Annotated in this window: 17 protein-coding genes and 2 pseudogenes; 7 read left to right on the top strand and 12 right to left on the bottom strand. The window is 59.8% G+C overall.

The window, feature by feature from the left end; genetic code table 11:
- Positions 1-124: 124 nt before the first annotated feature.
- Complete coding sequence (locus tag AC0L3H_RS31725) at positions 125-391, bottom strand: hypothetical protein (RefSeq protein ID WP_473588095.1); 267 nt, start codon at positions 389-391, stop codon at positions 125-127.
- A 110-nt stretch (positions 392-501) separates the two neighbouring features.
- Here AC0L3H_RS31725 and AC0L3H_RS31720 point away from each other — a divergent pair, with 110 nt between their 5' ends.
- Both AC0L3H_RS31720 and AC0L3H_RS31715 read left to right on the top strand, forming a co-directional pair.
- Entirely contained in the window at positions 502-738 is a 237-nt protein-coding gene (locus tag AC0L3H_RS31720) for a helix-turn-helix transcriptional regulator (RefSeq protein WP_473588094.1), read from the top strand.
- Positions 739-1,467: 729 nt separating this feature from the next.
- Positions 1,468-1,692, top strand: coding sequence for a helix-turn-helix domain-containing protein (locus AC0L3H_RS31715; protein WP_473588093.1), 225 nt, complete (start codon positions 1,468-1,470; stop codon positions 1,690-1,692).
- A 558-nt stretch (positions 1,693-2,250) separates the two neighbouring features.
- On the opposite strand, the pseudogene AC0L3H_RS31710 reads toward AC0L3H_RS31715, so the two are convergent.
- From AC0L3H_RS31710 to AC0L3H_RS31695, 4 genes and pseudogenes are all read right to left on the bottom strand, one after another.
- Positions 2,251-2,607, bottom strand: a pseudogene (locus AC0L3H_RS31710) (prolyl oligopeptidase family serine peptidase); the annotation flags it as partial.
- Positions 2,608-2,778, bottom strand: a complete 171-nt coding sequence (locus tag AC0L3H_RS31705; RefSeq protein ID WP_473588092.1) for a hypothetical protein — start codon at positions 2,776-2,778, stop codon at positions 2,608-2,610.
- A gap of 607 nt (positions 2,779-3,385) precedes the next feature.
- Positions 3,386-4,078, bottom strand: coding sequence for an OmpW/AlkL family protein (locus tag AC0L3H_RS31700; protein ID WP_473588091.1), 693 nt, complete (start codon positions 4,076-4,078; stop codon positions 3,386-3,388).
- A 158-nt stretch (positions 4,079-4,236) separates the two neighbouring features.
- On the bottom strand, positions 4,237-6,324 hold the full coding sequence (locus tag AC0L3H_RS31695; RefSeq protein WP_473588090.1) for a prolyl oligopeptidase family serine peptidase: 2,088 nt from the start codon (positions 6,322-6,324) through the stop codon (positions 4,237-4,239).
- 1,360 nt (positions 6,325-7,684) lie between these two features.
- Between AC0L3H_RS31695 and AC0L3H_RS31690 the strand changes: the two are divergent.
- Positions 7,685-7,861, top strand: a pseudogene (locus AC0L3H_RS31690) (transcriptional regulator domain-containing protein); the annotation flags it as partial.
- 115 nt (positions 7,862-7,976) lie between these two features.
- Entirely contained in the window at positions 7,977-8,492 is a 516-nt protein-coding gene (locus tag AC0L3H_RS31685) for a DUF2285 domain-containing protein (protein ID WP_473588089.1), read from the top strand.
- A gap of 541 nt (positions 8,493-9,033) precedes the next feature.
- Here the strand turns inward: AC0L3H_RS31685 and AC0L3H_RS31680 are convergent.
- The 3 genes from AC0L3H_RS31680 to AC0L3H_RS31670 all read right to left on the bottom strand — a co-directional run bounded on the left by AC0L3H_RS31680 (position 9,034) and on the right by AC0L3H_RS31670 (position 13,508).
- Positions 9,034-9,267 (bottom strand): aminotransferase class V-fold PLP-dependent enzyme, encoded by a 234-nt coding sequence (locus AC0L3H_RS31680; RefSeq protein ID WP_473588088.1) that lies wholly within the window; start codon positions 9,265-9,267, stop codon positions 9,034-9,036.
- A 688-nt stretch (positions 9,268-9,955) separates the two neighbouring features.
- Positions 9,956-10,729, bottom strand: a complete 774-nt coding sequence (locus AC0L3H_RS31675; RefSeq protein WP_473588087.1) for an HAD-IIA family hydrolase — start codon at positions 10,727-10,729, stop codon at positions 9,956-9,958.
- A 1,303-nt stretch (positions 10,730-12,032) separates the two neighbouring features.
- A complete protein-coding gene (locus AC0L3H_RS31670; RefSeq protein ID WP_473536680.1) occupies positions 12,033-13,508 on the bottom strand; it encodes an NAD-dependent succinate-semialdehyde dehydrogenase in 1,476 nt (491 codons plus the stop codon).
- A gap of 1,494 nt (positions 13,509-15,002) precedes the next feature.
- Here AC0L3H_RS31670 and AC0L3H_RS31665 point away from each other — a divergent pair.
- Positions 15,003-16,358, top strand: a complete 1,356-nt coding sequence (locus tag AC0L3H_RS31665; protein WP_473588086.1) for an aspartate aminotransferase family protein — start codon at positions 15,003-15,005, stop codon at positions 16,356-16,358.
- Positions 16,359-16,422: 64 nt separating this feature from the next.
- Here the strand turns inward: AC0L3H_RS31665 and AC0L3H_RS31660 are convergent, their stop codons facing one another.
- The 4 genes from AC0L3H_RS31660 to AC0L3H_RS31645 form a co-directional block, all read right to left on the bottom strand.
- Positions 16,423-16,965, bottom strand: a complete 543-nt coding sequence (locus AC0L3H_RS31660; RefSeq protein ID WP_473588085.1) for a hypothetical protein — start codon at positions 16,963-16,965, stop codon at positions 16,423-16,425.
- Between the two features lie 346 nt (positions 16,966-17,311).
- Entirely contained in the window at positions 17,312-19,153 is a 1,842-nt protein-coding gene (locus AC0L3H_RS31655; protein WP_473588084.1) for a type II toxin-antitoxin system HipA family toxin, read from the bottom strand.
- A gap of 280 nt (positions 19,154-19,433) precedes the next feature.
- Positions 19,434-20,819 carry a M16 family metallopeptidase gene (locus AC0L3H_RS31650; RefSeq protein ID WP_473588096.1) on the bottom strand — a complete coding sequence of 462 codons (1,386 nt, stop codon included), beginning with the start codon at positions 20,817-20,819 and terminating at the stop codon, positions 19,434-19,436.
- Between the two features lie 4 nt (positions 20,820-20,823).
- A complete protein-coding gene (locus AC0L3H_RS31645; protein ID WP_473588083.1) occupies positions 20,824-22,395 on the bottom strand; it encodes a M16 family metallopeptidase in 1,572 nt (523 codons plus the stop codon).
- A gap of 491 nt (positions 22,396-22,886) precedes the next feature.
- Here AC0L3H_RS31645 and AC0L3H_RS31640 point away from each other — a divergent pair, with 491 nt between their 5' ends.
- Positions 22,887-23,099 (top strand): cold-shock protein, encoded by a 213-nt coding sequence (locus AC0L3H_RS31640; protein ID WP_008874821.1) that lies wholly within the window; start codon positions 22,887-22,889, stop codon positions 23,097-23,099.
- A gap of 218 nt (positions 23,100-23,317) precedes the next feature.
- Positions 23,318-23,914, top strand: a complete 597-nt coding sequence (locus AC0L3H_RS31635) for a prephenate dehydratase domain-containing protein (protein ID WP_473588082.1) — start codon at positions 23,318-23,320, stop codon at positions 23,912-23,914.
- Positions 23,915-24,281: the final 367 nt, after the last annotated feature.

Below are 24,281 nucleotides of genomic sequence, written 5' to 3'. Positions count from 1 at the left end.
ACGCTTCACCCCAGCCGAATGCGCCAACTACTTCAAGGCAGCTGGATACGACCCAGATTAAACAGGACGCGCTCTAGCCGCCACAGGAATTGCGTACTTGAATAACCGAGCACTGCGCAATTTGTCAGTTGGCGAACAATTCCTTGTAGCCGGTCGTCACCATCCAGTTCGCGCGGGCGAGATGACTCCGAAGCGCCTTCTTGGCGCGCTCCGGTTCAATTGCCGGATCAATGCCGAGGATCAGATGGGCCATTTCCTTTTCGGGGGCCTCATCGGCTGAGGCGTCCAGGAGCCTCATATAAAGGGTAAAGTGCGCCTTGTCGTAGGCGGTAAGGCCTTCAGACCAAGGAACCTCGTCGGCAATCGGGGTATTCGATCCAGGGTGTACCATCGATAATTCTATCTCCCGATAACGGTCCCCGAGAAGCCCTCCGTCCTCTAAATGGGGATTACATAATATAGTTGATAAACTCAAGCTGCGCATTCCGCTGCCTTGCATGCATGGACATGCGCAAGTTGGTTGGACGGAATGTGCAGAGGATCAGGCAACGGAAGCGTCTGACGCAGGAACAGCTTGCCGAAATTTCCGGGTTCAGTCAGCAGTACATCAGCGGCTTGGAGAAAGGCCGACGAAATCCAACGATCATCACGATCTATGAACTCGCATTGGCCCTCGGTGTCAGCCACATCGATCTGGTTCGGCCCGACAAACAGGGTAACATCACGATTTCCAAATAGCGGCTGCACGGCCGCGCGCCTGACAGCCCGCGCCAGCTCCTCCTGAACCAAATCCTTTCGTCGGGGAGGAGTTGATCCAATCTTGGCCATTCGGCTTCGCGCCGCCGGCGGAGGCAATCTTTCTCGCTGCCACAGCCAAGCTGGCAACGATCGGCCCGGCGACGCTCGAGCGAAGGCCACTTGGAAAGAGCCACTCGATCTGCGTGGGGCGTTGCGGAGAGTGTTCGACACGACCAACGTCTCGTGAACGCCGCTGTTGAGGATTTTTGGATTTTGATCTTGGGCTTGACAGCCCTCCGACACGCTAGCTTGCGGGCCTCAAGTACAGGGAAAAACCGGAAATGAGTGCCTGGCAGGCGGCGACGAAAAAGGGCGCACGCGGACACCCTTCTTGTAGCTCGGCTGGCCAAAGCCGCTTAGCTTTGCATGAGAAACGATAGTGACACCTGCGCCTATCCAGCCAAGGATCGAGCTCGGTCTTCCCGGTCAGGCTTCACGCCAGCCACTGTGACGCCGAAATCTGGCTTCAAGAAAAGCTTCTCCACGTCGAAGTTGACGCCCCAGTGCGATCCACCATGTAGTGCTAAGGTCGAGGGCGCGATTTGATCGTCACGAAAACCGGGAGAGTCAGTAGGATTGCTGCGGAGGTACCGGACTCCATGTGCGTCCGCTTCAGCGCAATACGCGTGGGGGTTAGGTAAGCGTGCGCGCCCGGTAAGGCGCGCGGAGATGTTGAACGATGAGCCTGCCCTTCGCCAGACGCACGGAAAGTACGTGGAGCGCAAGGCCAAAGGCCTGACCCAGACGCAGGTAGCTGAAAAACTTGGTCGGCCGCAATCTTTCGTGGCAAAGTACGAGGGTGGAGAGCGACGTCTCGATTTCATTGAGTTTCTCGACGTAACTGCAGTGCTTGACGCTGACCCGTGCGAGATTCTGTTGAGCCTGCGAACGTAGCTGGCCCAGCGCGCCTCCCGGAGCCACGGTTGCCGGGCGGACCAGCCCCGGTTTTATTCGGCAACCTCAGGCGTCTCAGCCATTCCGCGCCCGCCCTGGCGCGGGCAAGGGCGGGCGCAGCTCTTCTTTTGGGCCCCCGGCGGAGCAGGGTAGGCGGCGCTCCCTTCTAGGTCCGCCGCGGCATCCCGCAACCCTTCGCTCTCGCTTCGGGTCCTTCTCTTCGTTCCGGTCCTTCGGATGCGGTCCGCCTGGACGGCGGCCCTTCCGGTCGCAACTCGCCGCCCACCCCCGCTTCCGTCCCCGCTTCCGGGGAAAGCCGCGATTGGCGAGCGGAGGCAAAACGAAGCATGCAAGATAGAAGCGTACCGTCATCGAAGAGGCAGGCCGAGGCCGGGCGCCGTGTCCTCAATTCCCGCTTTGCGGCCGTCGAGCGTCGGAATCGTGCCCGTTTCCGTCTTGCTAAGGCCCGTTGCGCAGGAATGGCGCAGGCCCTGGTCCGAGCGGTTCTCCGCTCGCTCGCCGCCTCGATCACAGCCAACAAAACAGGGGCGAGGATTGCTATAGGCAGAAGCTGCCGAATGACGATTTGCTCTTTTGCAGCGCGGTTCGTTTAGCGTTCCAGTCGGGTGGGGTCTGACCAAGAATGTTGCGAACGAAGAAGTCCAGGAGTTTGCGCTCAGTGTAGATGCCTGGCACGTTGTGATCGGCACCAGGCACATAGACCATGTCGAAATCTTTTCCCGCCTTGATGAGTCGGTCGGCAAACTGCAGCGAGGAGGACGGGTCGACATTGCGGTCCATTTCGCCCACGACGATCATCAGCTTGCCCCGCAGCCTGTAAGCATTGTCGATGGCGGAGGATTGGGAATATTCAATGCCGACTGGCCACCCCATCCACTGTTCGCTCCACCTGATCTACTCGGTGAGCCCGCGATAGCGATCGTTGATCGTCAGTGCCCGCTCCAAATCGCTCAGCGCTAGCGGTGGATGTGCACCGTTCGAACCGTTGGCCAGCGCTCGAGCGGTTGCCGATCCCGATGCCCCTTGAATTAACAACGCGAGCGCCAAAGCGCCGATCTTGAACATATCTGTTCACCTCTTTCGGTTTTCGGAAGACGCATTGTTGGATCTGGCTTTTCATCGCCGGTGTGCAGCAGCGTTGAGCGTTGCTCGAAGGAGTCAGCACGCGGGTGCAGCCGAGACGGCAGTCACCATGACCCGTGCGCCCTACGCGGATATCCAGGAACTGGCCGGGTGACCAAACTGAAGAGTTGGCATCCGAGCCAGCAGGGTATTTTCCATGTCCACAATGATGGAGTGTCCAAAGCCTCATGACGCTTGCGATCACACTCCCTTCCTTTTTCTGCACCTGGAAGGGCGGAATTGGGCCCGGCACAAAGCGTTGGCTATGGACATTCTCTGCATGGCTGTCCTCAGTCCGTTGATCCGTGTCCGGATGAACGATGCAATATGCGCGCCAAGGGAGATCCTTTTAGATCACGGCAATCGATCGGACTGGCTGTGTCAGGTGAACGACATTAACGTCGCATATCCGACAGCTCGGACAACCCCAAGTCACATTGACCTTGGGTGTATGTCGGGTTGACAAAAGTGGACCGTCGGGCCCACAGCAAAAGGGCGCACGAGGCGCCCTTCATTCGACTCGGCTGTGCGTAAGCCGACTTCGCCGGCGTCAGAAATGGTACGTGACGCCTGCGCCAATCAGCCAGGGATCGAGCTCCGCCTTTCCCGTCTGCTTCGCGCCGGCCACCGTGACGTCGAAGTCTGGCTTCAGGAAAAGCTTCTTCACGTCGAAGTTGACGCCCCAGTGCTGGTCGACCATGTAGTCGAACCCGACCTGCAGCGCGGTGCCGAACGTGTTCTTGACCTTGAGATCATCGGCGCTGCCGGCTTGCTGATGATAGAAGATCGTATAGTTCACGCCGGCGCCGACATAGGGCTTGAAGGCGCCGAAATCGGTAAAGTGATACTGCAATGTCAGCGTGGGCGGCAGCAGCCAAACCTTGCCGATATTCCCCAGCCCGCCGATCGAGCCTTGGCCTGTGATGTTGGCATAGGTGGTGCCGAGGATAAGCTCGGCTGCGACATTGTCCGTGAAGAAATACGAAATATCGAGTTCCTGCGTTACGGTGTTCGAATAGGAAAGACCGGAGCCGGGCAACGCGTTAACGTAGCCCGAATCCTCAGTGATAACCCCCAAGGCCCGCAGGCGGATCTGCCAGGGGCTTGGCCATTCCGTCAACAAGGCACCCTGATCCGGGTCGCACGGTTCTGCAAGGTCTGCCGCGGCCGCCTGCTGCCCTACCAGCATCAGGACGACGGCCGCTGTTACTCCTCGCGCCCAGTTCATTCGCTTTGTTGCCATGATATTTCTCCTTGCTCTTCAGAAATGATAGGATTCACTGTAAATATCCTGCAGTATTGATTGAGATCGACAGAGCTCTGGCGCGCATTTTCGGGATTATCTGCGGTCATCGACCTGTACTCACTTATTCGAAGTTTGCTCTTGTCGGGCTCCCGGTTTTAGGAACAGGCGTGCCAGCCGATCGCGCTGCGAAGAAAATTGGTGCCAAGACTGATGAATGCGTCTCGCTCCCGATTGTCCTTGCCGTAGCCGTGCCCGCCGCCCCCGACGGGCTCGTAAAAGTAAGCGGGATAGCCAAGAGCCTGCAGCTTTGCGGCCATCTTACGCGCATGGCCCGGGTGGACGCGGTCGTCGCGTCTCATCGTGGCGAGCAGGATAGGCGGGTAGGGCTGTCCCGGCGACGCGGCGTGGTAGGCGGAGATTTCCCTCAGGAAAGCCCAATCGTCAGCCTTGTCGGGATCGCCATATTCGTCGATCCAACTCGCGCCCGCCAGGAGTTTGGTGTAGCGGCGCATGTCGATAAGCGGAACCATGCAGAACAGCGCGCCGAAACGCTCAGGATAGCGGGTAAGCATGTTGGCGATCAGTAGACCGCCATTTGAGCCCCCCTCGGCGGCAATCCGCCTCGGCAGCGTAATGCCCCTTCGCACGAGGTCGGCGGCAACGGCGGCGAAATCGTCATGGGCGAGACGCTTGCCCTCCCTCCGCCCGGCATCGTGCCAGCGGGTGCCGAACTCGCCGCCCCCGCGGATGTTCGCCACCACACACGTGCCGCCGCGCTGGAGCCACAGCTTGCCGAGCGAGGAGTAGTAGTAGGGCAGGAGCGATTTGCCGAACCCGCCATAGGCGGAAAGGTGAACCGGGGCATCTCCGTTCCCGTTCGCCGGACCAACCTGCGTATAGGGGATCATCTCATGATCAATCGAGACTGCCTCGTGGCGCGTGACCACCAGTCCGGATGCGTCGAAAGTCTCCGGGTTGCGCTTCAGGATCACTGGAGCACCGAGCGGCGGCGCGGCGTTGAGATCGAATAGGAAAAGCTGCCGCGGCGTGATCGGGTCCTGAGCCGAAACGAGGACCTCTCCATTGGTCTCGTGAACTGCCGCATCGAGTGACCAGAGGTCAACGGCCCCTTGCGCGGGCACGGTGTCCAGGGCTCGGCGTGTCCATCCTGCGGGGCCGGGGTGCAACACCTCGAATCTCGGAGCGAGGTTCGCCAGGTATCCGATAATGAGCTTCCCGTCATTCCAGAAGAATGACCGCAGGGAGTGCCTCTGGGCTGGTTCAAACAGGGTATTAAAACGGCGCTCGCCCGCCAGGAAAGCGGAAAGTGAGATGCCGATCAGCGCGTCGGCGCGATAGGATGTGCCGGCAACCGTCCATGCTTTGCGCGGCTTTACCACCAGCCAATCGCCGAAGTTAGCCCACCTGGCGTCCTTGGGAAGGTCGATCTCGATCTTCGGCCCGCTCCTATCACCAATGCGGACTTTCTTCTCGAGCCGGGCCAGCTGCTCGACGAACCACAGGCGCTCGCTCTCGGCGGTACGGTCCAGATGGCCAGACACACCCAGGGTTTCGGAACCGGTCTCGAAGATTACCGGCGCGGTGAGGGGATCCGCGCCACGCTTCCACAGTCGCACGGTGCGCGCGTAACCGGAGCGCGTGGCCATGCCATTACCAAGCGCACTGGAAAGCAGAAGCGTGTCAGGGTCAAGCCAACGAATGTGGCCTTTGGCCTCGGGGAGATCGAAACCGTCGGCGACAAAGCTCAGAGAGCTGAAGTCGAATTCGCGATGCACGACCGCGTCGCTGCCGCCGCGCGAGAGGCGCAGAACGGCTCTTTCCCGTCTCTCCGGCTCGATCGAAGCGCCGCCCCAGATCCAGTCCTCTCCGTCGCTAGCCGCGAGGGCATCCAGATCGAGCAGTAGCTCCCATTGGGGATCCGCCTTGATGTAGACGGCAAGGGTGATCCGGCGCCACAGTCCGCGCGGATTTCCGGCATCTCGCCAGAAATTGTAGAGGTACTGACCGCGGCGCGTGACCAGGGGAATTCTGTCGGGACGGTCGAAAATGGCTGGCAGCGCCGCCCGGTCGCGCTCGAACTGCATTCCCGCGAAGTGCTTCAGGGTCTTTGCCGACTGGCTGGCGGTCCACGCAAGTGCCCGTTCGCCTTCTACATCTTCGAGCCAAAGATGGGGGTCATCGTCGGGTGCATCCAGCGTTGGACGGAAATCGAATTCGCTCATGTCCGGACAACCAGAGGAATGAAAGCGCAATGGCTTCCATCTGCTCGGGTAGGCTGAGTGCTTGCGGGGGCGCCCGCATGTGGGAAAACTGTGATCATTAGGTTGGTTCTTTTCAGTCGGTGCGGCGTCGCAGTGCTTTTGCGCATAGGACTGCAACCGTCGTGCCAACTGGGAAAATCGTTTCGGAACAATGTGACAGCTCTGACAGCGCTGTGTCAGATGTCCGACATCGTCGAGAATCCGACAACGAGTGCACCGCGCAATCACCCGATCGACCTCCTGCGGGGAGCTCGGTGACGCCGCGCAGGACTCAAGCAGGGAAGCTCACAATGAACTTGGTTGGCCCCCGACATCTTCGCTCCGGAACGCTTCTCGCACAGGGATTCAATGGCAGACATCATGAGGCAACGGACGCCGTGAGCGACCAAGCGCCCTGTGCCTAGGGATCTAGCTAGACACCGCCACCAGTCAAAAATCGGCGATCCGAGAAAGGGATAGGGCGCCGCTTGGCCGAGCTGATGGTTATCCAACCCTGCCAGCAAACTTGGCCTGAACCGTCCCTTGATTGCATTTTTTAAGTCTGCCGATCGCGCCAGCAAGCTGCGTTCGAACGAACACATGGGAGTGGTCGCGAGCTACATTCAGCTGCTGGCGACCGTCGTTCAATATGCAAGGTATGAGGGTCAGGAACAGGGAAGCTCCGGCTCGGCATCCTATCTCGGCGAGGCGGCCAACGATCGGCGGTCTTTGGCTGACGCTGCGAGTTGTACGCCCGCACCAAAGGCAGCGTGGGACAAGTCTGCCTGGAAAACGGCTGCAGCAGGCGCAAGTGGCCCCCGGCCGCTCCATCTCCATGCCGCTCGCAAAACCCCGGCGTGAGCACCACCCCAAAAGCAATTGCGCGCCTTGCTTGTTCGTTTTGCGGGGCCCACTGCGCAGTCGGCTCAACCTGTACACCTATACAGGCTGCCATACCCTGAAACTTGGCCTCCAATGGCGGAAATTCCCCCGAGGAGACCTCCATGACTGAGCTTATAGCGCCGGCGCTACGACAACTTTCCCACAAGCAGCGTGCAATCCACCGCCACGCCACTACGTCTCCAAGGAACCTCTTGAACGGGACGGATGAGCCGATCACCGATACGAAACCGATATCCTTGGCGTGCTCAGGCCGCGCTGGCTGTCGCTGCGCGGGTTCGACGGTCTGGTGGCCATTTGCGCGCGCCTTCTACCCTCGACGGCGCCAATGGCACACGCTTCGACGACATGGCCCCATCGAGGTCTGGGGCATTCGGCGCCGGTGCTTTGCCAAGTGGCATAAACTTTCGACCCCCCTGGGGGCGGGCAGGGGAGCACAGTCGTGCCTACAGTTCTCGTGACTGGCGCGGACGAGGCTGATTGGCGCGATGAAAGATCATACGATTACACCGCTGGTCTGACGCCGCGCGAGTGGGCCTGGGAGTTCTTACGCCGCAACCCAGCATTCCAGCGTGATCTGATCGCTGCGCGCCAGCAGGCCCATACTCTGTCTAACCAACCCTTTCTCGACGTGGTCGCGTCGGCCGGTGACCTGTCGCGCTGGGGTGTCCTGTTTCGCCGAGTCTTATGGGCGAAATTCGCACGTATTCTGGTCTCCGCTCTGGTGCGTCCATGTGCTGCCGGTCATTGCAGAACAGCTGTCCGCGTCCTCGGCGACATTGCCGTTCGAGCTCTCGGCGTTGCCATGTCGTGCGACGGTCCTGCTGGCGCCCGACAAGGGCCAGCATGTTCTTCTTCGCAATGCGGAACATACGCTCCAGCTCGCCGTCTCTGGCGCGGATATCTTGCGCCCTGTTTGCCTCCGCACCGAGGCGATCTGGCCAGCGATGCTTTCGAAGCCCCGTCTGAGGGCGCTCGAGTGCCTCAATTCTCTAAGTCTGGGTCAACACCTGCCCGCCCGCTTGTTTCCGCCGGAAAGACGCGGTCCGCGCTTGACCTTCGTTCTTCGTGCGCTCGACGGCTCACTTGCTGGGGCGTCACATCGTGAGCTCGCCGAAGCGCTGGTTGGTCAACGGCGCGTCCATGCCGATTGGAGGGATCCTCGCGATCATCTGCGCGACCGCATTCGCCGCGCCGTCTCGCGTGGCCGCGTCCTCATGAATGGAGGGTACAGAGATTTCCTTCTTTAAAAGTGACAGTCCGCCCTGTGCGTCAGCCGGCGAACAGTTCGGAGCTAAAACCCGTTACCACCGATTGGCCCGCTCGACATGGCAGCGAACGGCCTTCGAGGGCGCTCTGGTTGAGGCATCGTCGATGCCAAGAGGCACGTTCGTATTGTCCGATAGCCGACAATGTCGTGTACGCAAGGTACAGGAACCTGCCTCTCGGGTGTTTTTAAGCGCTTTTTGACCTGGCACGGTACATGCATGCTATTCAGCAAAACACGCGGACTGAGTGGTTCCCCCCTCCACGAGAGTCGCTGAATTACGCCACCTCCCAAGGCGTACCCGGCCCGGCAGCGAGCTCAGTCTCCTGCCGGGCATCCGTGTTCAGACGTACTCGCGTTCAGAACTTCAAATTAGAGGCGCAATGTTTCGCGTCCGGCTATGCGAATTGGTGCTGAAGAATTGTCAGACTTCGAGCGCGGTCGTTATGGCTCCGTATTCACGGCAGCGACTATTTCGGCCATTGCCAACTCGAGATCCGCCTTTGGAGTAAATGTGGAAAGACTCACTCGCAGCGTAGACTTAGCATCTTCATAGCTGATCCCTCATCGTCGTGAGCATGCGACGGAGCGGTGGAGCGAGCGCTGCAGACGGAACCTGTGGAGAGACAGATTCCGCGCATCGCCAGGCGCTCGACAATCGCATCGGCCTCACAGCACGGGATGGTCAAAGAGCACGTATTTGGAAGGCGCGGTGCTTGAGTCCCATTAAAACGTACTTGCGGCAGGCGGATTGCCAACTCCCGTTCAAAGTTGTTTCGAAGCGCTTCGATGCCACTCGCTACACTCAGCCGCCGAGCCGCCTATTCCGCGGCAACGGCCAGTCAGGCGGCTGCTTAGCTGTTCAGCGTCCCGCGCCGTCGCCCGTCCTCCTGTTCACCATAAAAAAAGCGGTTCGAGGCGCAACCCCTCCCTAATGTACAACGCGCCCACGCCTTTCGGGCCTTGGAATCAATGCGCTGATAGGGAGAGCAGATCGACTTCGACGAACTCGTCGGTCAGATCTATGGGTATACGACTAACAACCTGCGCGGCGTCCACGTGTAGGATCGCCTCCGGAGCGAGGCGGCGACGATATCGGTCTAAACTACAATGGGTTGAACGACGCCCATCTCGTTGTCGCAGCCATCACAGAAACGAAGGCGGTGTCGGGCGTGAGTGTCGCAGCGAACGCATCTGGTCGATCCGATATGCCCATTCGCTGGACTAGCCTACTTCGGCGCGCGAGACTCTTCGGTCGAAGACTCTTGCTTCATAGAGGTCAAGACCGGCCTGCATTGGGCTACATGGGTATACTTCGACTAAGTTGTCATGCTTATCACTTCTTTTCTGGATGCGGCCAGGGTTCCTCCCGACAATTGCCCAGGTTGGCGGCCCCATGCGGAACGTAGAGGGAGCGTTCGGTCTTCGTGTAAGGGTGGACTCGGCTTATTGGTTCACGATGATCTGGCCCAGATCGGCAAGGCGCTCGACCACGTGGTCCGGTCTGAATGGAAACCGCTCTATGTCAGCCAGTTTCGTCACCCCAGTAAGCACAAGGGCTGTCCTCAGGCCCGATTCCAGCCCGGCGAGCACGTCGGTGTCCATGCGGTCACCGACCATGATGGTATCGACAGCTCGCACTCCGAGCCGGTCGAGCGCGTTGCGCATCATGAAGGGGTTCGGCTTCCCGACGAAATAGGGCTGACGGCCGGTGGCCTTCTCGATTAGTGCTGCGACTGCACCGCATGCCGGATGGGAGCCTCGCTCGGTCGGGCCAGTCGCATCCGGATTGGTGGCGAGAAAGCGCGCGCCCTTCGCCACAAGCTCGGCGCCAGTTGCGATCTGCTCATAGTGGTACGAAGTGGTGTCTCCGAGGACCACGAACTCGGGGGCAAACCCCGTTATCCGGCAGCCTGCCTGCCGCAGGGCCTCGACCAGACCGTGGTCGCCGATGACATAAGCAGATGATCCGTGCTTTTGTAGTTCCACGAACCGCGCGGTGGCGAGCGCCGATGTGTAGATGTGCTCTGGCTGCACGGCGAAGCCAACCGCTCTTAGACGCTCGGCATGATCTTCGGGCGTGAAGCGCGAGTTATTGGTGAAGATCTGAAACGGCTCACCCTTGGCGACTAGCCCGGCGACATAATCGACCGAGCCAGCAATCGGTTGGCCGCCGCGGACCAGGACTCCGTCCATGTCGAGCAGATGCGCTATAATCATTGGATCTCACCCCTCAATGTCTCTCGTGGATGCGCGGCCTGGGCACGTCTAGTGTCACTGTATCTTCTCCAGGCGGGAATGCCGGCGACTGTAGCGATTCAGAGCGATGCGCGAAGGGCGTCCAATTGCTTGTGCGGCAATAAGGAGGTTGCGGCGTAAAAAGTGTCCGTGGCGTCATCCGCTCGCCGTGCGGACGCGCTGCACCGTTGGGTTGGCGACATTCGCTGTGTCAGCGCATCTGATGGACGATCGCGTTCTAGTTCGCGTGAACCACCTGGCGAGACATTTCTCTGCAGAACTATCGTGATTGACGGCACCACAGTGATGGGACCCAGCATTGTCTCGCGGCGCGGACGCAAACACGCCGGTGCCTTGGCGGACTTCCCAATAGTCGGACAGCATCGAACGATTTCGGGAGTCGCTCCCGCGCCCAAGGTGGAATTCAGTGCAGAATCTTGACGCCGACCGCGAGTGGTTTACCCGTTCATTTGTTTTCGCGTTTCCGCCAAGTCAGGGTCGGGCCCCTGCGATGTCCCTTCGCGATAGAGCCTGACCTGTTCAAAAGCCGGCTAGTCGCCGAGCTTGGGCCGCGGCAACAGGAAGAGGAGGTATTGCGCCTTAGGACATTTTTGAGGCAGAGCCCGAAGACACTTCGTTTTGGGGCGGCGGTTGGGTATTGAGGAGCGAAGATAGAAAATGGCAGCGGCCGGCGTTGCAAAGAAGGGAAAGGCAACAGGGCGGCGCTATGACAAGGGCGAGCGTCGATTCAATCACGTCGGAAAGGGCGCTCATCCGTGTTTGAATTTCACGACAGCGAGCCGAAAAAGTGGGTTGGAAAATGCCACTCAACCTATCTGAAAGTGATCGGACCAAATTGCTAATTGAGGCGTTGGGGCGCCGAACGGCGATCGGGACCTGCCCGTTCCCGAAGAAGCTATACGTCGTTTACGAGGGCGCAATTATCAGGCCCAAACGAGCGATCGTGGCCGAACCTATCATAGATATCCATGTAAGGGGGTGAGCTGTCTGGCGGCGTAGGTCTCCGGGCACTTCTCGATGCTGTCGCCCCGCACAGATGAGATGCTTGCCGAGGTTGGATAGGATGAGCAACGTACCGTCCGGTACCGGCGCTTGGCTCGTCGCCGTAGAGGCGGTTCAACGTAGCTGGGCGCTTAGATGCACCTTAAGGCGCGCAGGCCGGGGTCGCGATAGACGACCCGAATCAGCCGCAAGAAGGTTCGCCAAAAGCGCTCGATCATCCCTTTGGTTCATTCTGCGCCTGAGGTGTCCATCCACATAGAGATCAGATTCCGCCTATGCAGAGATATTTCATTTCGAGGTAGTCTTCGAGCCCGTGGCGGGAACCCTCCCGCCCGATGCCGGACTGCTTCATCCCGCCAAAGGGCGCCGCTTCCGAAGACATACGCCCCGTGTTGATGCCAACCATGCCATATTCCAATGCCTCGGCCACGCGCCAGACACGCTTCAGGTTCGAGGCATAGAAATAGGCGGCGAGGCCGTAGATCGTGTCGTTGGCCTCACGCACAACCTGATCCGCCTCGTGGAAGCGAATGATCGGCGCCAGCGGCCCGAAAGTCTCCTCTTGCGCAACCGCCATCATGCTGGAGATTTCGGTTAGGACTGTGGGTTTGAAGAAGGTGCCATCCTTGCCGATACGTTCGGCCCCGCATCGAATTGTCCCACCCTTGGCAACGGCATCTGCGATGTGGGACTCGATCTTGGCCAAAGCATTCAAGTCGATGAGCGGTCCGACGTCCACTCCGGGGGCGAAGCCGTCGCCAACCGACAAGCACCGGACTTTCTCCACGAACTTCTCAACGAACTCATCGTGAACGCTCGATTGGACGTAAAGGCGGTTCGCTGAAACACAAGTCTGGCCGGCGTTGCGGAACTTCGCCTGGATCGCGCCGTCAACCGCAGCGTCGATGTCGGCGTCATCAAAGACAATGAAAGGGGCATTGCCGCCGAGCTCGAGGCTGACCTTCTTGATCTGGTCCGAGCACTGGCGCATGAGCAGCCGGCCAACCTCGGTCGAGCCTGTAAAGCTGATCTTGCGGATCTTGGGATTGGAGCAGAGTTCGCGTCCAACGCCAGCACCTTCGGACGCATAGATCAGGTTGACGACACCGTCTGGAAAGCCGGCTTGATGCGCGAGGGCGAACATTGCGCCTGCCACGAGCGGCGTCTGTTCAGCAGGTTTGAGCACGATCGCGCAGCCCGCCGCCAAGGCCGGCGAGATCTTGCGCGCCACCATAGACGCTGGGAAATTCCATGGCGTAATCGTGCCGACCACACCGATCGGCTGCTTGATCACCAGCATGCGACGGTCTGTCGAGGGTGCGGGGATCGTCTCGCCATAGATGCGATTGGCTTCTTCGGCGTACCATTGCAGATACGCGGCCGCATGCGAAACCTCCGACTTGGCTTCGGCAAACGGCTTGCCCATCTCTGCAGTGAGTATGGCGGCAAGATCACCGGCGTGGTCGATGATCAGCTCATGCCATCGCCACAGAACGTCGCTGCGTTCTCGGGCGGTCAGAGCCGCCCATCCAGGCTGCGCTACGTAGGCCTTTTCGATCGCAGCGCGTGTCTCCTCCACGCCCATGTCGGGAAGTACTGCCAGCACTTCGCCGCTCGACGGGTTGAGGACCTCGAATGTCCGCTCGCTAACTGGCGTGCCGAGCGCCGGCAGGCGATCAATGGCGCCAAACAGGTCCGCGGATTTCAGGTGGCGGACCATCGGCAGGCACAGGGGCAATACTGAATTCCTCTCAAACACTGCGGATACGCATGTCAGCAGGCGTCGGTGTATATTCCGCGTCCGGGGATGCTTATAGGGCCTCGGCCTGATGGCTGGTAGACCATTCCACTCAACTTAAAGGGAGAATTATTCTTGAACTGTCGTGGTCGATGGCTTGCGGTTCTCATTAAGTGACAACCTGAACAATGGACATCGGCTTCCGACCGAGCAGCCAGTTCATGTGGCCTGAACGGATCGCGATCTCTGCCATCGGAAGGGAGGCTCCCATGAGGAGAAGGCGAGCCACGATTCGGCGGATCGGTCGACTGACCCGGCAGGTGCTTCGCACGCCCACGAAAACAGCTCCGCCGGCCTTTCTCACCGACCCGAATTTATCTCCCCGAGAAAGGGAGAAGGAAGGCGAACTGGGCTGCCGGGCTCATCCTTGCCCCCAGCGTCAGGCCGACGACCATAAATGGCGGGCTCGGCCGGAGCAGCTCCGCCGCTGCCCTGACTTGATCGAGCATCACCGATCGATCAGGCTGCGCGGCGCTGAGTGTTGTCGATGCCGAGCTTCTCGAGCTGCGATTCGAGGAGCGGGGCTGCAATCGACCTGGAGGGATCCAGTTTGTAGATAGCATAGGCGCCGATCCATGTTTCTTGGTTGCCTTGAGCTCGGCCTCTATCCTTGAAGACCAGGAGATGTTCCTGTTTCCGGCCGTGTCCGATTGAAGACGTCTTAGGTTCGAAACCCGACACAACTGACGCGCCGGCATCCCACCCGCGCGGCACGAATGCGTGCTTTTCTCCTTTTGATCGCGCTCCTCGGTGGCACGTCAATTGCACGTGACAGTTAACGGCCGGGGGGCCCAGACGAATTGTTCCTCTCGATCAGCCAACTGTGCGCAGAACGTGACGGTGCGCAAACTGAGGGAGTAGCTGATGCGAGTAGTCGTCGTATAGATCCATGGTCACACCGGCATGATTATCGGTTCGGACAGCCGCGCCCGGAGGTCGACCACCGCGGCGAGGTCGAAAGCATGACGGCGGTACTGCGAGAGGGCGGCCACCACACGCCGGGGTGCGACGGCGATAAAGAACTGCTCGCTTCGCTCGTGTGGTTTATGCCGCCCATCCGCAGGCCCGGCCCTCGGGGATCGCCTTCAACATGCGTACGGTATTCAGGGCGAGAAGTGGTCTCACCCACGTTCCCGCCATGCCCCGGCGGGCATCCCGTACACCGGATCCGGCCCGCCCCGGCATGGGCTAGCGCTCGACAAGATCATCGCCAAGAGACTAGCCCGCGATGCCGGCATGCCGACGCCGCAGGTTCGCGTGACGGTTGCGGCACCGAGAGTGCCGGCGAGCTGCGATTCCGCCACGAAAGTAGGCAGCATTCTCGATCCGTGTTGATGGTGCAAGCACCTCCATCAGAACTCGCTCTAGCGCCAAATGGCATCAAAGTTTCGCAGAGCCTCGCCATCTCGACAAAGGTAGACAAGGAGTTCGGACATGCAGCGCATTTCAGGGCTGGGCCACAACCGGGGAGAGGTCGTTGGGCCAAAATCTCGCGAGGAGTTTCAACGAGCGCTAAAGATCACGCCCGGCGGCAGCATGCGTGCTGCGCAGTTCTTCGCTCCCCACCCGCCCTATGCTGTGGCAGGAGCGGGCGGCTGGATCACTGACGCGGACGGCAGCAAGGTCTTCGACTGCGCAAACAACTCCTTCTCGCTCATTCACGGCCATGCCTTTCCGCCGGTGATCGAGGCGCTGCACAAGGTCCTGGACGACGGCACCGCATTCGGGCTTCCGACCACAAGCGAGACCAGGCTCGCGGAAGCAATCACGACGCGTTCGCCGAAGCTTGAGCAGGTCCGCTTTACGAGCTCCGGCACCGAGGCTGTTATGTTCGCTGTCAAGGCCGCTCGCGCTATTACAGGGCGCCCGATGATTGCCAAGTTCGAGGGCGCATATCACGGCGCCTATGACTATGTGGAAGTGAGCCTTGATTCTGCACCAGACAACTGGGGCGATTCGTCGCCTAACAGTGTGCTCTATGCCAGTGGAACTCCCGCCTCCACCGCCGCGGATGTCCTTGTCCTTCCTTACAACGAGGCCAAGTCGTGCAGAGAGCTCATCCGTGCACACCATGAGCGCCTCGCCGCGATCCTTCTCGATCCAGTTGCTCCCCGCGTGGGCATGGTTCCGATAGAGGCGGATTTGCGGGAGGTCATCCAGGATTGCTGTAACCGCTACGGTATCCTGCTTGTGGTTGACGAGGTCGTTTCTTACCGCGTCGGTTTCCGTGGCGCCCATGACATCTTCGGCTTTGAGCCGGATCTGGTCGCTTTGGGCAAGATCATCGGCGGAGGTTTGCCCGTTGGAGCCGTAGCGGGGCCTGCGTCGTACATGGCGGTCTTCGATCACACCAGGGGCAAGCCAGCCGTGTCTCACGGCGGCACGTTCAGCGCAAACCCGCTCAGCATGACAGCTGGGCTGGTGGCACTACAATCATACACAAAGGATGCCGTGGCCCGTCTTAACCAGATGGGCGAAACGCTTCGTAGTGAAATCATCGAGCAACTCAGAAGGCGCGAACTCCCCGCGCAGGTTACCGGCGCGAGCTCCCTCTTTCGGCTCCACCTGAAGACTGAAGTGATCCGAAACTACCGGACGTCGTTCCCGAGCGCGTTGCAGAAGGCGGCGCTCGCAAAGGTGCACCTTGCAATGCTGGAACGGAGTTTTCTAATGACGACGAATTGCTCTGGCGCGCTCTCGACTCCGATGAGCGAGACCGATGTCCAAGATCTAGCCGCAGCGGTGGTGGATGCCGTTCATGAAACTTGGAAACAATCTCCGTGGGACTGATCGAGCAATGGTGGAAAGCGCAGTTTCGCGGCAGCGCTCGCGTCGGCGGCTTCGCCGATACCTGTTATTGGATCCGAGAAGTGATCGGGAGCGAAGCGGGAAAGGAATGCACGACAATAACGTCGGCACCGACGAACGTCGTCACGTCGAGAACACGCTGCCGTTCAAGGGGGGCGGTTATCGGAGCCGCTCGCACCCGGTTCGACAAACTAAATTCGACCGTTAGCTGCCAATTGCGCTTGGCGCAGTATGGCAGCGCCTGGCGCGGCTGGTCCGGGATCGACCGGTAATTGTCAGCTTGCCTGCCCGTGCACACGCGCAAATCGAGTGCCGCGCGCAACGACGCCCCATCGGCTTCGCGGTTTGACTGCAGTGAAGAGGTTTGCGTTCGTTTTTCACCGAACCTCCAGCATTCCTGCCGTTTTCTGAGATTTTGCAGGGTTGGTTTGCGGCATTTCCGAGTCCTTCTACCCAGTGTGATTTGTTTTTGCTGGGAGCCCGCTTCCTGCACAATGGCCCGGACCTGCGCCATCAAGAAGGCTCCCATCGCGTCGTTGTAGAGGCCAAGCTCCTGCGTGGCATTCGGCGAAGCAGAGTCTTGGCCCATACGGGTGACGATCCTTCGCGCAGAAAGACTATGGGAACATCTTCAAGAACTATGATTCCAATGTGAAATTTTGGATTATTGATAAAGAACTTGTTCTTTCACGACAGAGAAAGTTGCAAGTCCGCAGCATCGATGACTTGTCACCTGTCCCCACGAGTCCTGGCGCTTCAAGAACCGCGCCTGATCACCCTCAGCTGCCAAGCGCGATCCGCGCCCGCCCGGGCTGCGCAACCTTGACCAGCTCCGCCCGGGCGAACGCTGACGTCGAACGCTATATGGCTAGGCGGTTCAGCCAATAAGGTGTTTGGGTCTGAGAGCGGAAACCATCGTACCAGTAGATCGATATCTACGCAAACCCATCGATGCGTTCGTGGACAATCGCGCGCATTTGCTCCGCCATCTTCGCGCCTTGAGAGCCGTCTGATAGAGGCGGCGGCAATTCGAGGTGGTTGGGAGCGCGTGAGAGGGCTGCAACAAGATCGTCGATGCTGGTATCCGCATCGGCTGCCCTGAGGCCAGCCGTGCTCGCGAAAGCCTTGAAGTCGGCGCGCCGCAGACGATCGTCCTTGTCGTTCAGCTTGAGGGCCATCCGGTCTTTTTCGAGATGTGGAAACACGCGAGTCGTGACCGCGTCGTAGAGCGGAGCCATGCGGACTGAGCTGAACTGCGCGCTGCCGGGCTCTGCGATTTTCAGCAGTGCCATGTTCTTCAGGTGCATGTCGCCATCGGCGATCAGCCAGGCGAATAAGGATCGCTTGAGGACAAGCAGGACGTCGTCTTCGGGGGAGGTCGATAGCGGTCTTAGTGCCCGCGCGATTCGCTCCATTGTGCCGTCGTATTTTGCTTCCGTGGGCACACCGAGCACTGAGCAAAAATCCTCAAGCGCCAAAAGGCGCTTGTCGTCAAGGCTCGTTCTGATGTCGAACCGCTCGACGAGGAGCGCCGGAGGCATCCCGTCAGGCATGGGGACGAGCGCCGTCGCGGGCGTCTTGAAACCGGCCGCGCTGCCCAAAGCGAGCGACTGCCATTCGATAACCGGCAGGGCCTCAAATCCACCTGTACCGGCAGGCTTGAGGATGTGGGTGAACGGTTTGCCGGTACTGGGGGAGAGAGTACCGTCGATATCGAGGAACATCGGCGCTTTGATCTGAACGCCCGATAAACGGGGCGTATCGGTACGCTCGAAAATCTGCGCCAGATTGCGCTCGAAGCTCTGCTCCAGATCGCCCCGACCCGGCCCTGCATACTGGCCAGTGAAGATAGTATTTCTAGTGAAGCCAGTGAGCCGGGTTAGCAGGAGGTCGGGCGGCAGGGCGGAGAGATCGCTCGCACGCTCGACGATGGTGATGTTGGACATGTAGCGTTTGCCCGAGCGCAGCGTCGCGCGCTCGTCGCGGTCATTCAACACCGACTCAAGCCAGCCTTCAGGCAGCAGCGAGAGGATGAAAGGAGGGAGCTTGCCCGGCGTGGTCTGGCGAACAAGTGGCGGGCCATCCTGATCGTCTGGATTCCAGCGCCACTCAAAACCATCATGTTTGAGATTGCCGAGCGGAGCGCCGTGCCACGCTACGATCAGATCGAACGCGGCTTCATTGCGCGCAGGCTCTGCGGTCACTGGACGGCGGAGGAGGAAGCGCTCAGCGTGCTCGCCTTCGCGATACCACTGGTTTTCGCGGGCAAGCGCCCATGTCGCGTCGGCAGCGCCATGGGCGCTGCCGTATTCTTCTATGAGGCGGTTCGCGATTGTCTCGCGCATCGTCTCATCGATGGATGCCGCGTGTCCGCTGCGCAGGCGGAAAGCTTCGAGGAAGCGCTGGCGCATCGAGGAGACGTCGATCCGGAATTCTCCCATGCCATCATCGACATTCGCTTGAGCGACTGATGGGTGGTCGGGAGCTGCGTTCTGAATGATTTCCAGCGAGCGCAAGCGCGTGCGCTGTATTCGTCGCCCGCTCAGGAACAGACGGCCATCGCGGGTCGGGCCGAGAAGGACAGCGCTCGCCGCCGAGAGGTAAGCGTTGGGATACAGGTATTTGGCGACGCGGACGGCGTGTTTGAGTATGGTGGCCTCGATATCCTCCCCGGCATCGACATAGATGCCGCGCATTAGCTGGACGAGCTTGCCCGTTTCAGCTTGATAGTGGCTGCGGGTTTTATCGATGTTTTCCCCGACGAGGTGAAGGGCCATTTTCTAACTTTCTCGTATGTGAAATACGGGAAAGTTAGCATACTGAGCTCCACATGTTAAGAGAATTGAACTTTCACGTATTTCAAATACGCGAAAGTTGATAACTTCTCGGACGTCGACGGTCTCTTGCTCGGCAATCGAACCGCCGGGCGAGAGCCTAGTCTGCGGGCGAGCAGGCAGAAATCAAGGCGTTCATCCTGCCGCACCACAGTCGAATCAGCCAAACGTATGTGGGCGGAGTCCTTCAGCATCTATTCTTAGAGCGCGGGATTATTCGCTGTCACGGGACACCAGTTAGCCGCGGGCCAACGCCCATAATGGCGGGCTCGACCGAAAGCAGCTTCTTCGCCGCCGCCCTGACCTGGTCGAGCGTCACCTGCTTGATGAGGGCAGGGCGGTGCTGGATGTAGTCTATGCCGCGCTTGTCGAGCTGCAGCCTGAGAAGCGTGGCTGAAATCGCCCTGGAGGAACCAAGATTGCTCATAGCATAGGCCCCGATCAGATGCTTTTTGCTCGCTTCGAGCTCGGCCGCTGTTGGCCCGGTGTCCACCAGCTCCTTGATTACTTGTCTAATCAGGTCGAGCGTCTCCGCCGCCCTGTCGGCGCGCGTCGACGTGGTCACGACAAGCGTGTTGGAATGCTGGTGGCCTTGCAAACTAGAGGACACACCGTAGGCCAGGCCACGCTTTTCCCGCACTTCCTGGAACAGACGTGAGGTGAATGGCGAGCCTCCGAGTATATCGTTTATCAGCTGCGCGGCATAGAATTCCGGGTCGCTGCGTCCGACGCCGGGAAAAGCCAGCTGGAGCGAAGTCTGGGGCAGGGCGTATGCGACCAACGTCAACTGGCCGAGCTTCGGGGTGACATCAGGTACCTGGGCGAGCGCCTGCTTCTGAGGCAAATCGCCGAACAACTGGTCGAGCCTTGCACTCAGAGTTTTGGCATCGATGTCGCCGACAACCGCCACGTGCAGCCCCTCGCGGGCGAAAGCGGCCTTGTGGAAGGCGCTTAGATCGGCGGGCGTTATGCGGGCCAGGCTTTCCTTGGTGCCCTCGGGCGGCCTCGAATACGGATGCGCGCCGTAGAGCCTGCGCCGCCATGCATCCCTGCCGATCGCGTGAGGTTCGCGCTCGTTGGCAATAATGCCGGAGAGAAGCTGAGCGCGGATTCGGTCAAAGGGTTCCTGATCGAAGCGGGGCCTGTTCAACGCCAGCCTGATGAGATCGAAAGCGGCGTCCTGGCGCCGGGAAAGCATGCGCACCGAGCCATAGATGCCGTCAGGCCGCGCGTGGAAGCTCATCTCAGCGCCGGCATCATCGAGCCGCACCTGAAAGGTGTCGCCGCCGTGATCGCCTGCGCCCTCGTCGAACAAGCCGGTCATCAAATTGGCAAGCCCCTCCTTACCGGCCGGGTCCTGGCTGGTGCCGCCGTCAAACACGAACTGGAGCGTGACGATCGGCAGCTTATGGTCTTCCACCAGCCAGGCGGTGATCCCCTTTTCAGATTTCACCTCCTGGATATTCGCCGCAGCACGGGCGGTACACGCTGGCAGGGTGAGGAAGAAAATAGCAAGGCAAAGGACAGCCAGCCAGGAGGCGAGGCGCCAGCCTTGTCCAAAAGGAGAGGGCAATGCCTGTGGAATGGCCCTGCGGAATTGGTTCGTCATCATATCAATTTTCCTTGGGCAGGAGATAGCCGGTGGTCGAATGGTCGGACACGAGGTAGCGGGCGGCAACGGCCTTAACCTGATCGGCCGTGACCTTGCGGATGCGGTCCGGCCATTCCTCGACGTCTTTCACATTGCCGCCTGTGGCAAGCGTGGCGCCATACATGCCAGCGACGGAGGCCTGCTCGTCATGGGCGAAGATGAACGAGCGGATATAGCGGTTTTTCGTCTTCTCCAGTTCGTCGCTGGTGATGCCGTTCCTGGCGATGCGCGCTATCTCGGCGTCAACTGCGGCCTCGACATCCGCAAGCTTCGCCTTGCCGCGCGGCCAGCCGCGGATGCTGAACTTGCCAGCATCCAGCATGGTGCCCTCGAAATCAGCGTCGGCCGCTGCGGCTATGCCCTGCTTGACAACGAGCTCCTGGTACAGCCGGCTGCGGTTGCCCCCGGCGAGAATCTGTGCCAGCAGGTCCAGCGCCTCGGCTTCGCCGGGCTCGGCGGTGCGATAGGACGGCACCACCCAATATCTGGAAAAGATGGGGACCGAAACGCGGCCATCCCTTAGCGTCAATGTGCGCCTGGTGTTCTGCACCGGCTCAGACGGGCGTTCGCGTGGCGCCAGATCTGGTCCACGCGGGACCTTGCCATAGGTCTTCTCGGCCAGCGCCTTCACGGCCTCGGGCTCAACGTCGCCTGCCACCACCAGCACGGCGTTGTTCGGCCAGTACTTGTCATAAAAAGCCACGGCGTCGTTGCGGTCCAGCTTCTCGATCTCGTGCATCCAGCCGATCACCGGGATCCGGTAGGGTTGGCTCTGCCAGAGCGTCGTGACGACCTCCTCATCGAGAAGCGCCTCCGGATTGTTGTCGACCCTCAAGCGACGCTCCTCGCGGACCACGTCCCGCTCGGTGTTGATGATGTCATCCGTGAGGGTGAGATTGCGCATGCGATCAGCCTCGAAGCTCATCATCTGCTCCACTGCCGAGGGCGCCACTCTTTCGTAGAAGGCAGTATAATCGTAAGAGGTGAAGGCGTTTAGCGAGCCCCCGATCTCCGCCACCGCGCGGTCCAACTCGCCGGCGCCGTGATTGGCCGTCCCTTTGAACATCAGATGCTCGAAGAAATGCGCGATGCCGGATTTGCCCGGAGGCTCGTCGGCACTGCCGACCTTGTACCACACCATATGGGTGACGATGGGCGCGCGGTGATCGGGTATGACGACCACCTCCATGCCGTTGTCGAGCAGGAAATTCGCTATGTCATAGGCGGCCGCCGGAGAGGGCGCGGTCGTCAGAAATGCCAGCGCGGTCGCAAAAAGTGCGCCCCGCAGCCAAGCAGACGGTGGCTTCGGTTGTGGTGACCGGGCGATGGACAAAGTTCGCACGGAAGTGAGTTGTCCCTCAATTTGAAGGTGCTGCGTCCCTGTCGCCCCCACTGGGAGAAGGCGCCGGTCCAGACGAGCCCTCACAATGCTGCCAGGCCCGGCTCGGATGTCAGTTTTGAGTAGGTCGGCGAAAGGTGGGGCGGCATTTTTCTGTGTGGGGATCATGGGACGACTCTCCTGCGCGTTTTGCATGACCCCGCAGGAACCGTGCCAGATGAGAAAGCCGTTTCGGCGATGAGATTCAACGGACTCTGTGTTGCCTACATCCGACATTGTCCGACGTCAGACACCGCCGACTGGGGAGCCTTGCCGCTTAAAGAGGTGGCTAGGTGAAATACCCTTAGGACTGCGGCGAACATGGTGGCGTTAGCGCGCGCCCGTAGTTGCTGGTCGTCCGCGTACTCTTGCTCACATCGGCCGATCGCAGGTCCCTAACAGGACTCCAAACCAGCGATAGACGCGGTTCTGGAATTTACCGGAGCGTTTCAGAACTTGTGTTTGCCATTCGGAGCGCCAGCGCGGGAGACGCTGTCCGCGACAGGCGGTCATGATGGAGCTTGCGAGCCGCTTTAGCGATTTGACCGGGCTTTTGCTATTTTAGCTTTTGCTGCCCTAAAGTCTCGGATATGAAGCGGACCTGGCTTATGGCCTGCCTACATTGAATTGTTACAAAGGAATACGCTATGGCGACTGGAACGGTGAAGTGGTTCAACAGCACCAAGGGATTCGGTTTTATCCAGCCTGACAACGGAGGTCAGGACGTTTTCGTCCACATTTCCGCTGTCGAACGAGCGGGCCTCTCGACCCTTAATGAGGGCCAGAAGATCAACTACGAGGTCGAACAGGACCGCCGTACTGGCAAATCATCCGCTGGCAGTCTCAGCAAAGCTGGCTGATCTTTTTCTGCTTCTGCCCGGCAAGAGCCGGGCAGAAGTGCCACTGACCGCGCCATAGGAGCGGGCAAGAACACCGATCCCCGCCGACTGGGGCAGCGGATTGCAGCAAGCTGCTAAGTTCTACTGCCACACGATGTTGCAAGCGAAGAGGGGCGGGTCCCAGCCCTCTTACTTTCTGCAGCAGAAGTTTTTGCACTCTCGATCGAGCGTGCCGGGGAATGAACGAGCAATTCAGCCAGCCTCCAGCGATCGACACCTCCTGGATCAAGAGGGCAGGGTACATCGGCCCTGAGGGGACCTGGACCCATCAAGCCTCGCTGGACCTCTTTGGTGACCAAGTTGAACTCGTTCCGTTCAGCGACGGATTGTTCGAAGCATATGAGAATGGCTGCGTCCACATTGCATGCGTCCCAGCTACGACCTCTCTGGTCGGAGCCACTCCCTACCTCGACCAAGTCTTGAGCTTGAGGTCTCCCACGATTATCGCCGAGTACCCGAAGGTCCTGAGCTACAGCCTCATCGCCAGCAAGGATGCGAGTTTCTCGATGATCGCTAAGGTAGTGGGCCACCCAGTGGCCCTGCAGGAGGTGGCCGGGTGGCTCGACGAGAACATGCCCAATGTCGAGCGAGAGAGCCGTCGGGGATCAACATCTTTCGTGGCAGAGCAAAAATCTCCCTCAATAGCAGCCTTTGGTCCTGCGCTTGGTGCCAAGCTGTACAATCTGCAGATATTGCGAACAGGATTGAAAAAGGGCTGCATAACGCTACGCGGTGGTGGGTGCTCGGCGCAAGACCCCTGCGCCGACAGGATTTGACCGGACAACACTTCACCCGCGTTTCAGAGCAAAATCTCAGTTGTGTCCTGAACAGGTTCTCGAAGGACAATTTAGCCGTTCTCAATGTCTATCAGCGTCCGACCTGCGAGCGGCTAGACACCCATCAGTATGTCATCGATGTCGCTGGACACGTTTTGACGCACCCGGCGCTGGCCGCGTTGGCGGAGATTGATGGCCTGAGAATTCTCGGATCGTACCCACGTCGCTATTAGTTGTGGCTAGGCTAGGCTAGTTTCCGTCCATAACCCCAAAACTGTTGATCTTATCACAGTTGTGTGCGTCAAGTTCTGCAAAAAATGGCGTGGCATTCAGCGTGACGTTGGCGTGTCCGCCGCGCAGCCCCCGT

The organism is Mesorhizobium sp. WSM4816 (assembly GCF_055811535.1).
The sequence above is the reverse complement of the archived record's forward strand: the minus strand, read 5'-3'. Positions and strand labels throughout refer to the sequence as shown.

Bases quoted from the DNA above. Each gene is read 5' to 3' on its own strand.
- AC0L3H_RS31725 (WP_473588095.1), bottom strand. From the start codon at position 391: ATGGTACACCCTGGATCGAATACCCCGATTGCCGACGAGGTTCCTTGG.
- AC0L3H_RS31720 (WP_473588094.1), top strand. From the start codon at position 502: ATGGACATGCGCAAGTTGGTTGGACGGAATGTGCAGAGGATCAGGCAA.
- AC0L3H_RS31715 (WP_473588093.1), top strand. From the start codon at position 1,468: ATGTTGAACGATGAGCCTGCCCTTCGCCAGACGCACGGAAAGTACGTG.
- AC0L3H_RS31705 (WP_473588092.1), bottom strand. From the start codon at position 2,778: ATGTTCAAGATCGGCGCTTTGGCGCTCGCGTTGTTAATTCAAGGGGCA.
- AC0L3H_RS31700 (WP_473588091.1), bottom strand. From the start codon at position 4,078: ATGGCAACAAAGCGAATGAACTGGGCGCGAGGAGTAACAGCGGCCGTC.
- AC0L3H_RS31695 (WP_473588090.1), bottom strand. From the start codon at position 6,324: ATGAGCGAATTCGATTTCCGTCCAACGCTGGATGCACCCGACGATGAC.
- AC0L3H_RS31675 (WP_473588087.1), bottom strand. From the start codon at position 10,729: ATGATTATAGCGCATCTGCTCGACATGGACGGAGTCCTGGTCCGCGGC.
- AC0L3H_RS31665 (WP_473588086.1), top strand. From the start codon at position 15,003: ATGCAGCGCATTTCAGGGCTGGGCCACAACCGGGGAGAGGTCGTTGGG.
- AC0L3H_RS31660 (WP_473588085.1), bottom strand. From the start codon at position 16,965: ATGGGCCAAGACTCTGCTTCGCCGAATGCCACGCAGGAGCTTGGCCTC.
- AC0L3H_RS31655 (WP_473588084.1), bottom strand. From the start codon at position 19,153: ATGGCCCTTCACCTCGTCGGGGAAAACATCGATAAAACCCGCAGCCAC.
- AC0L3H_RS31650 (WP_473588096.1), bottom strand. From the start codon at position 20,819: ATGACGAACCAATTCCGCAGGGCCATTCCACAGGCATTGCCCTCTCCT.
- AC0L3H_RS31645 (WP_473588083.1), bottom strand. From the start codon at position 22,395: ATGCAAAACGCGCAGGAGAGTCGTCCCATGATCCCCACACAGAAAAAT.
- AC0L3H_RS31640 (WP_008874821.1), top strand. From the start codon at position 22,887: ATGGCGACTGGAACGGTGAAGTGGTTCAACAGCACCAAGGGATTCGGT.
- AC0L3H_RS31635 (WP_473588082.1), top strand. From the start codon at position 23,318: ATGAACGAGCAATTCAGCCAGCCTCCAGCGATCGACACCTCCTGGATC.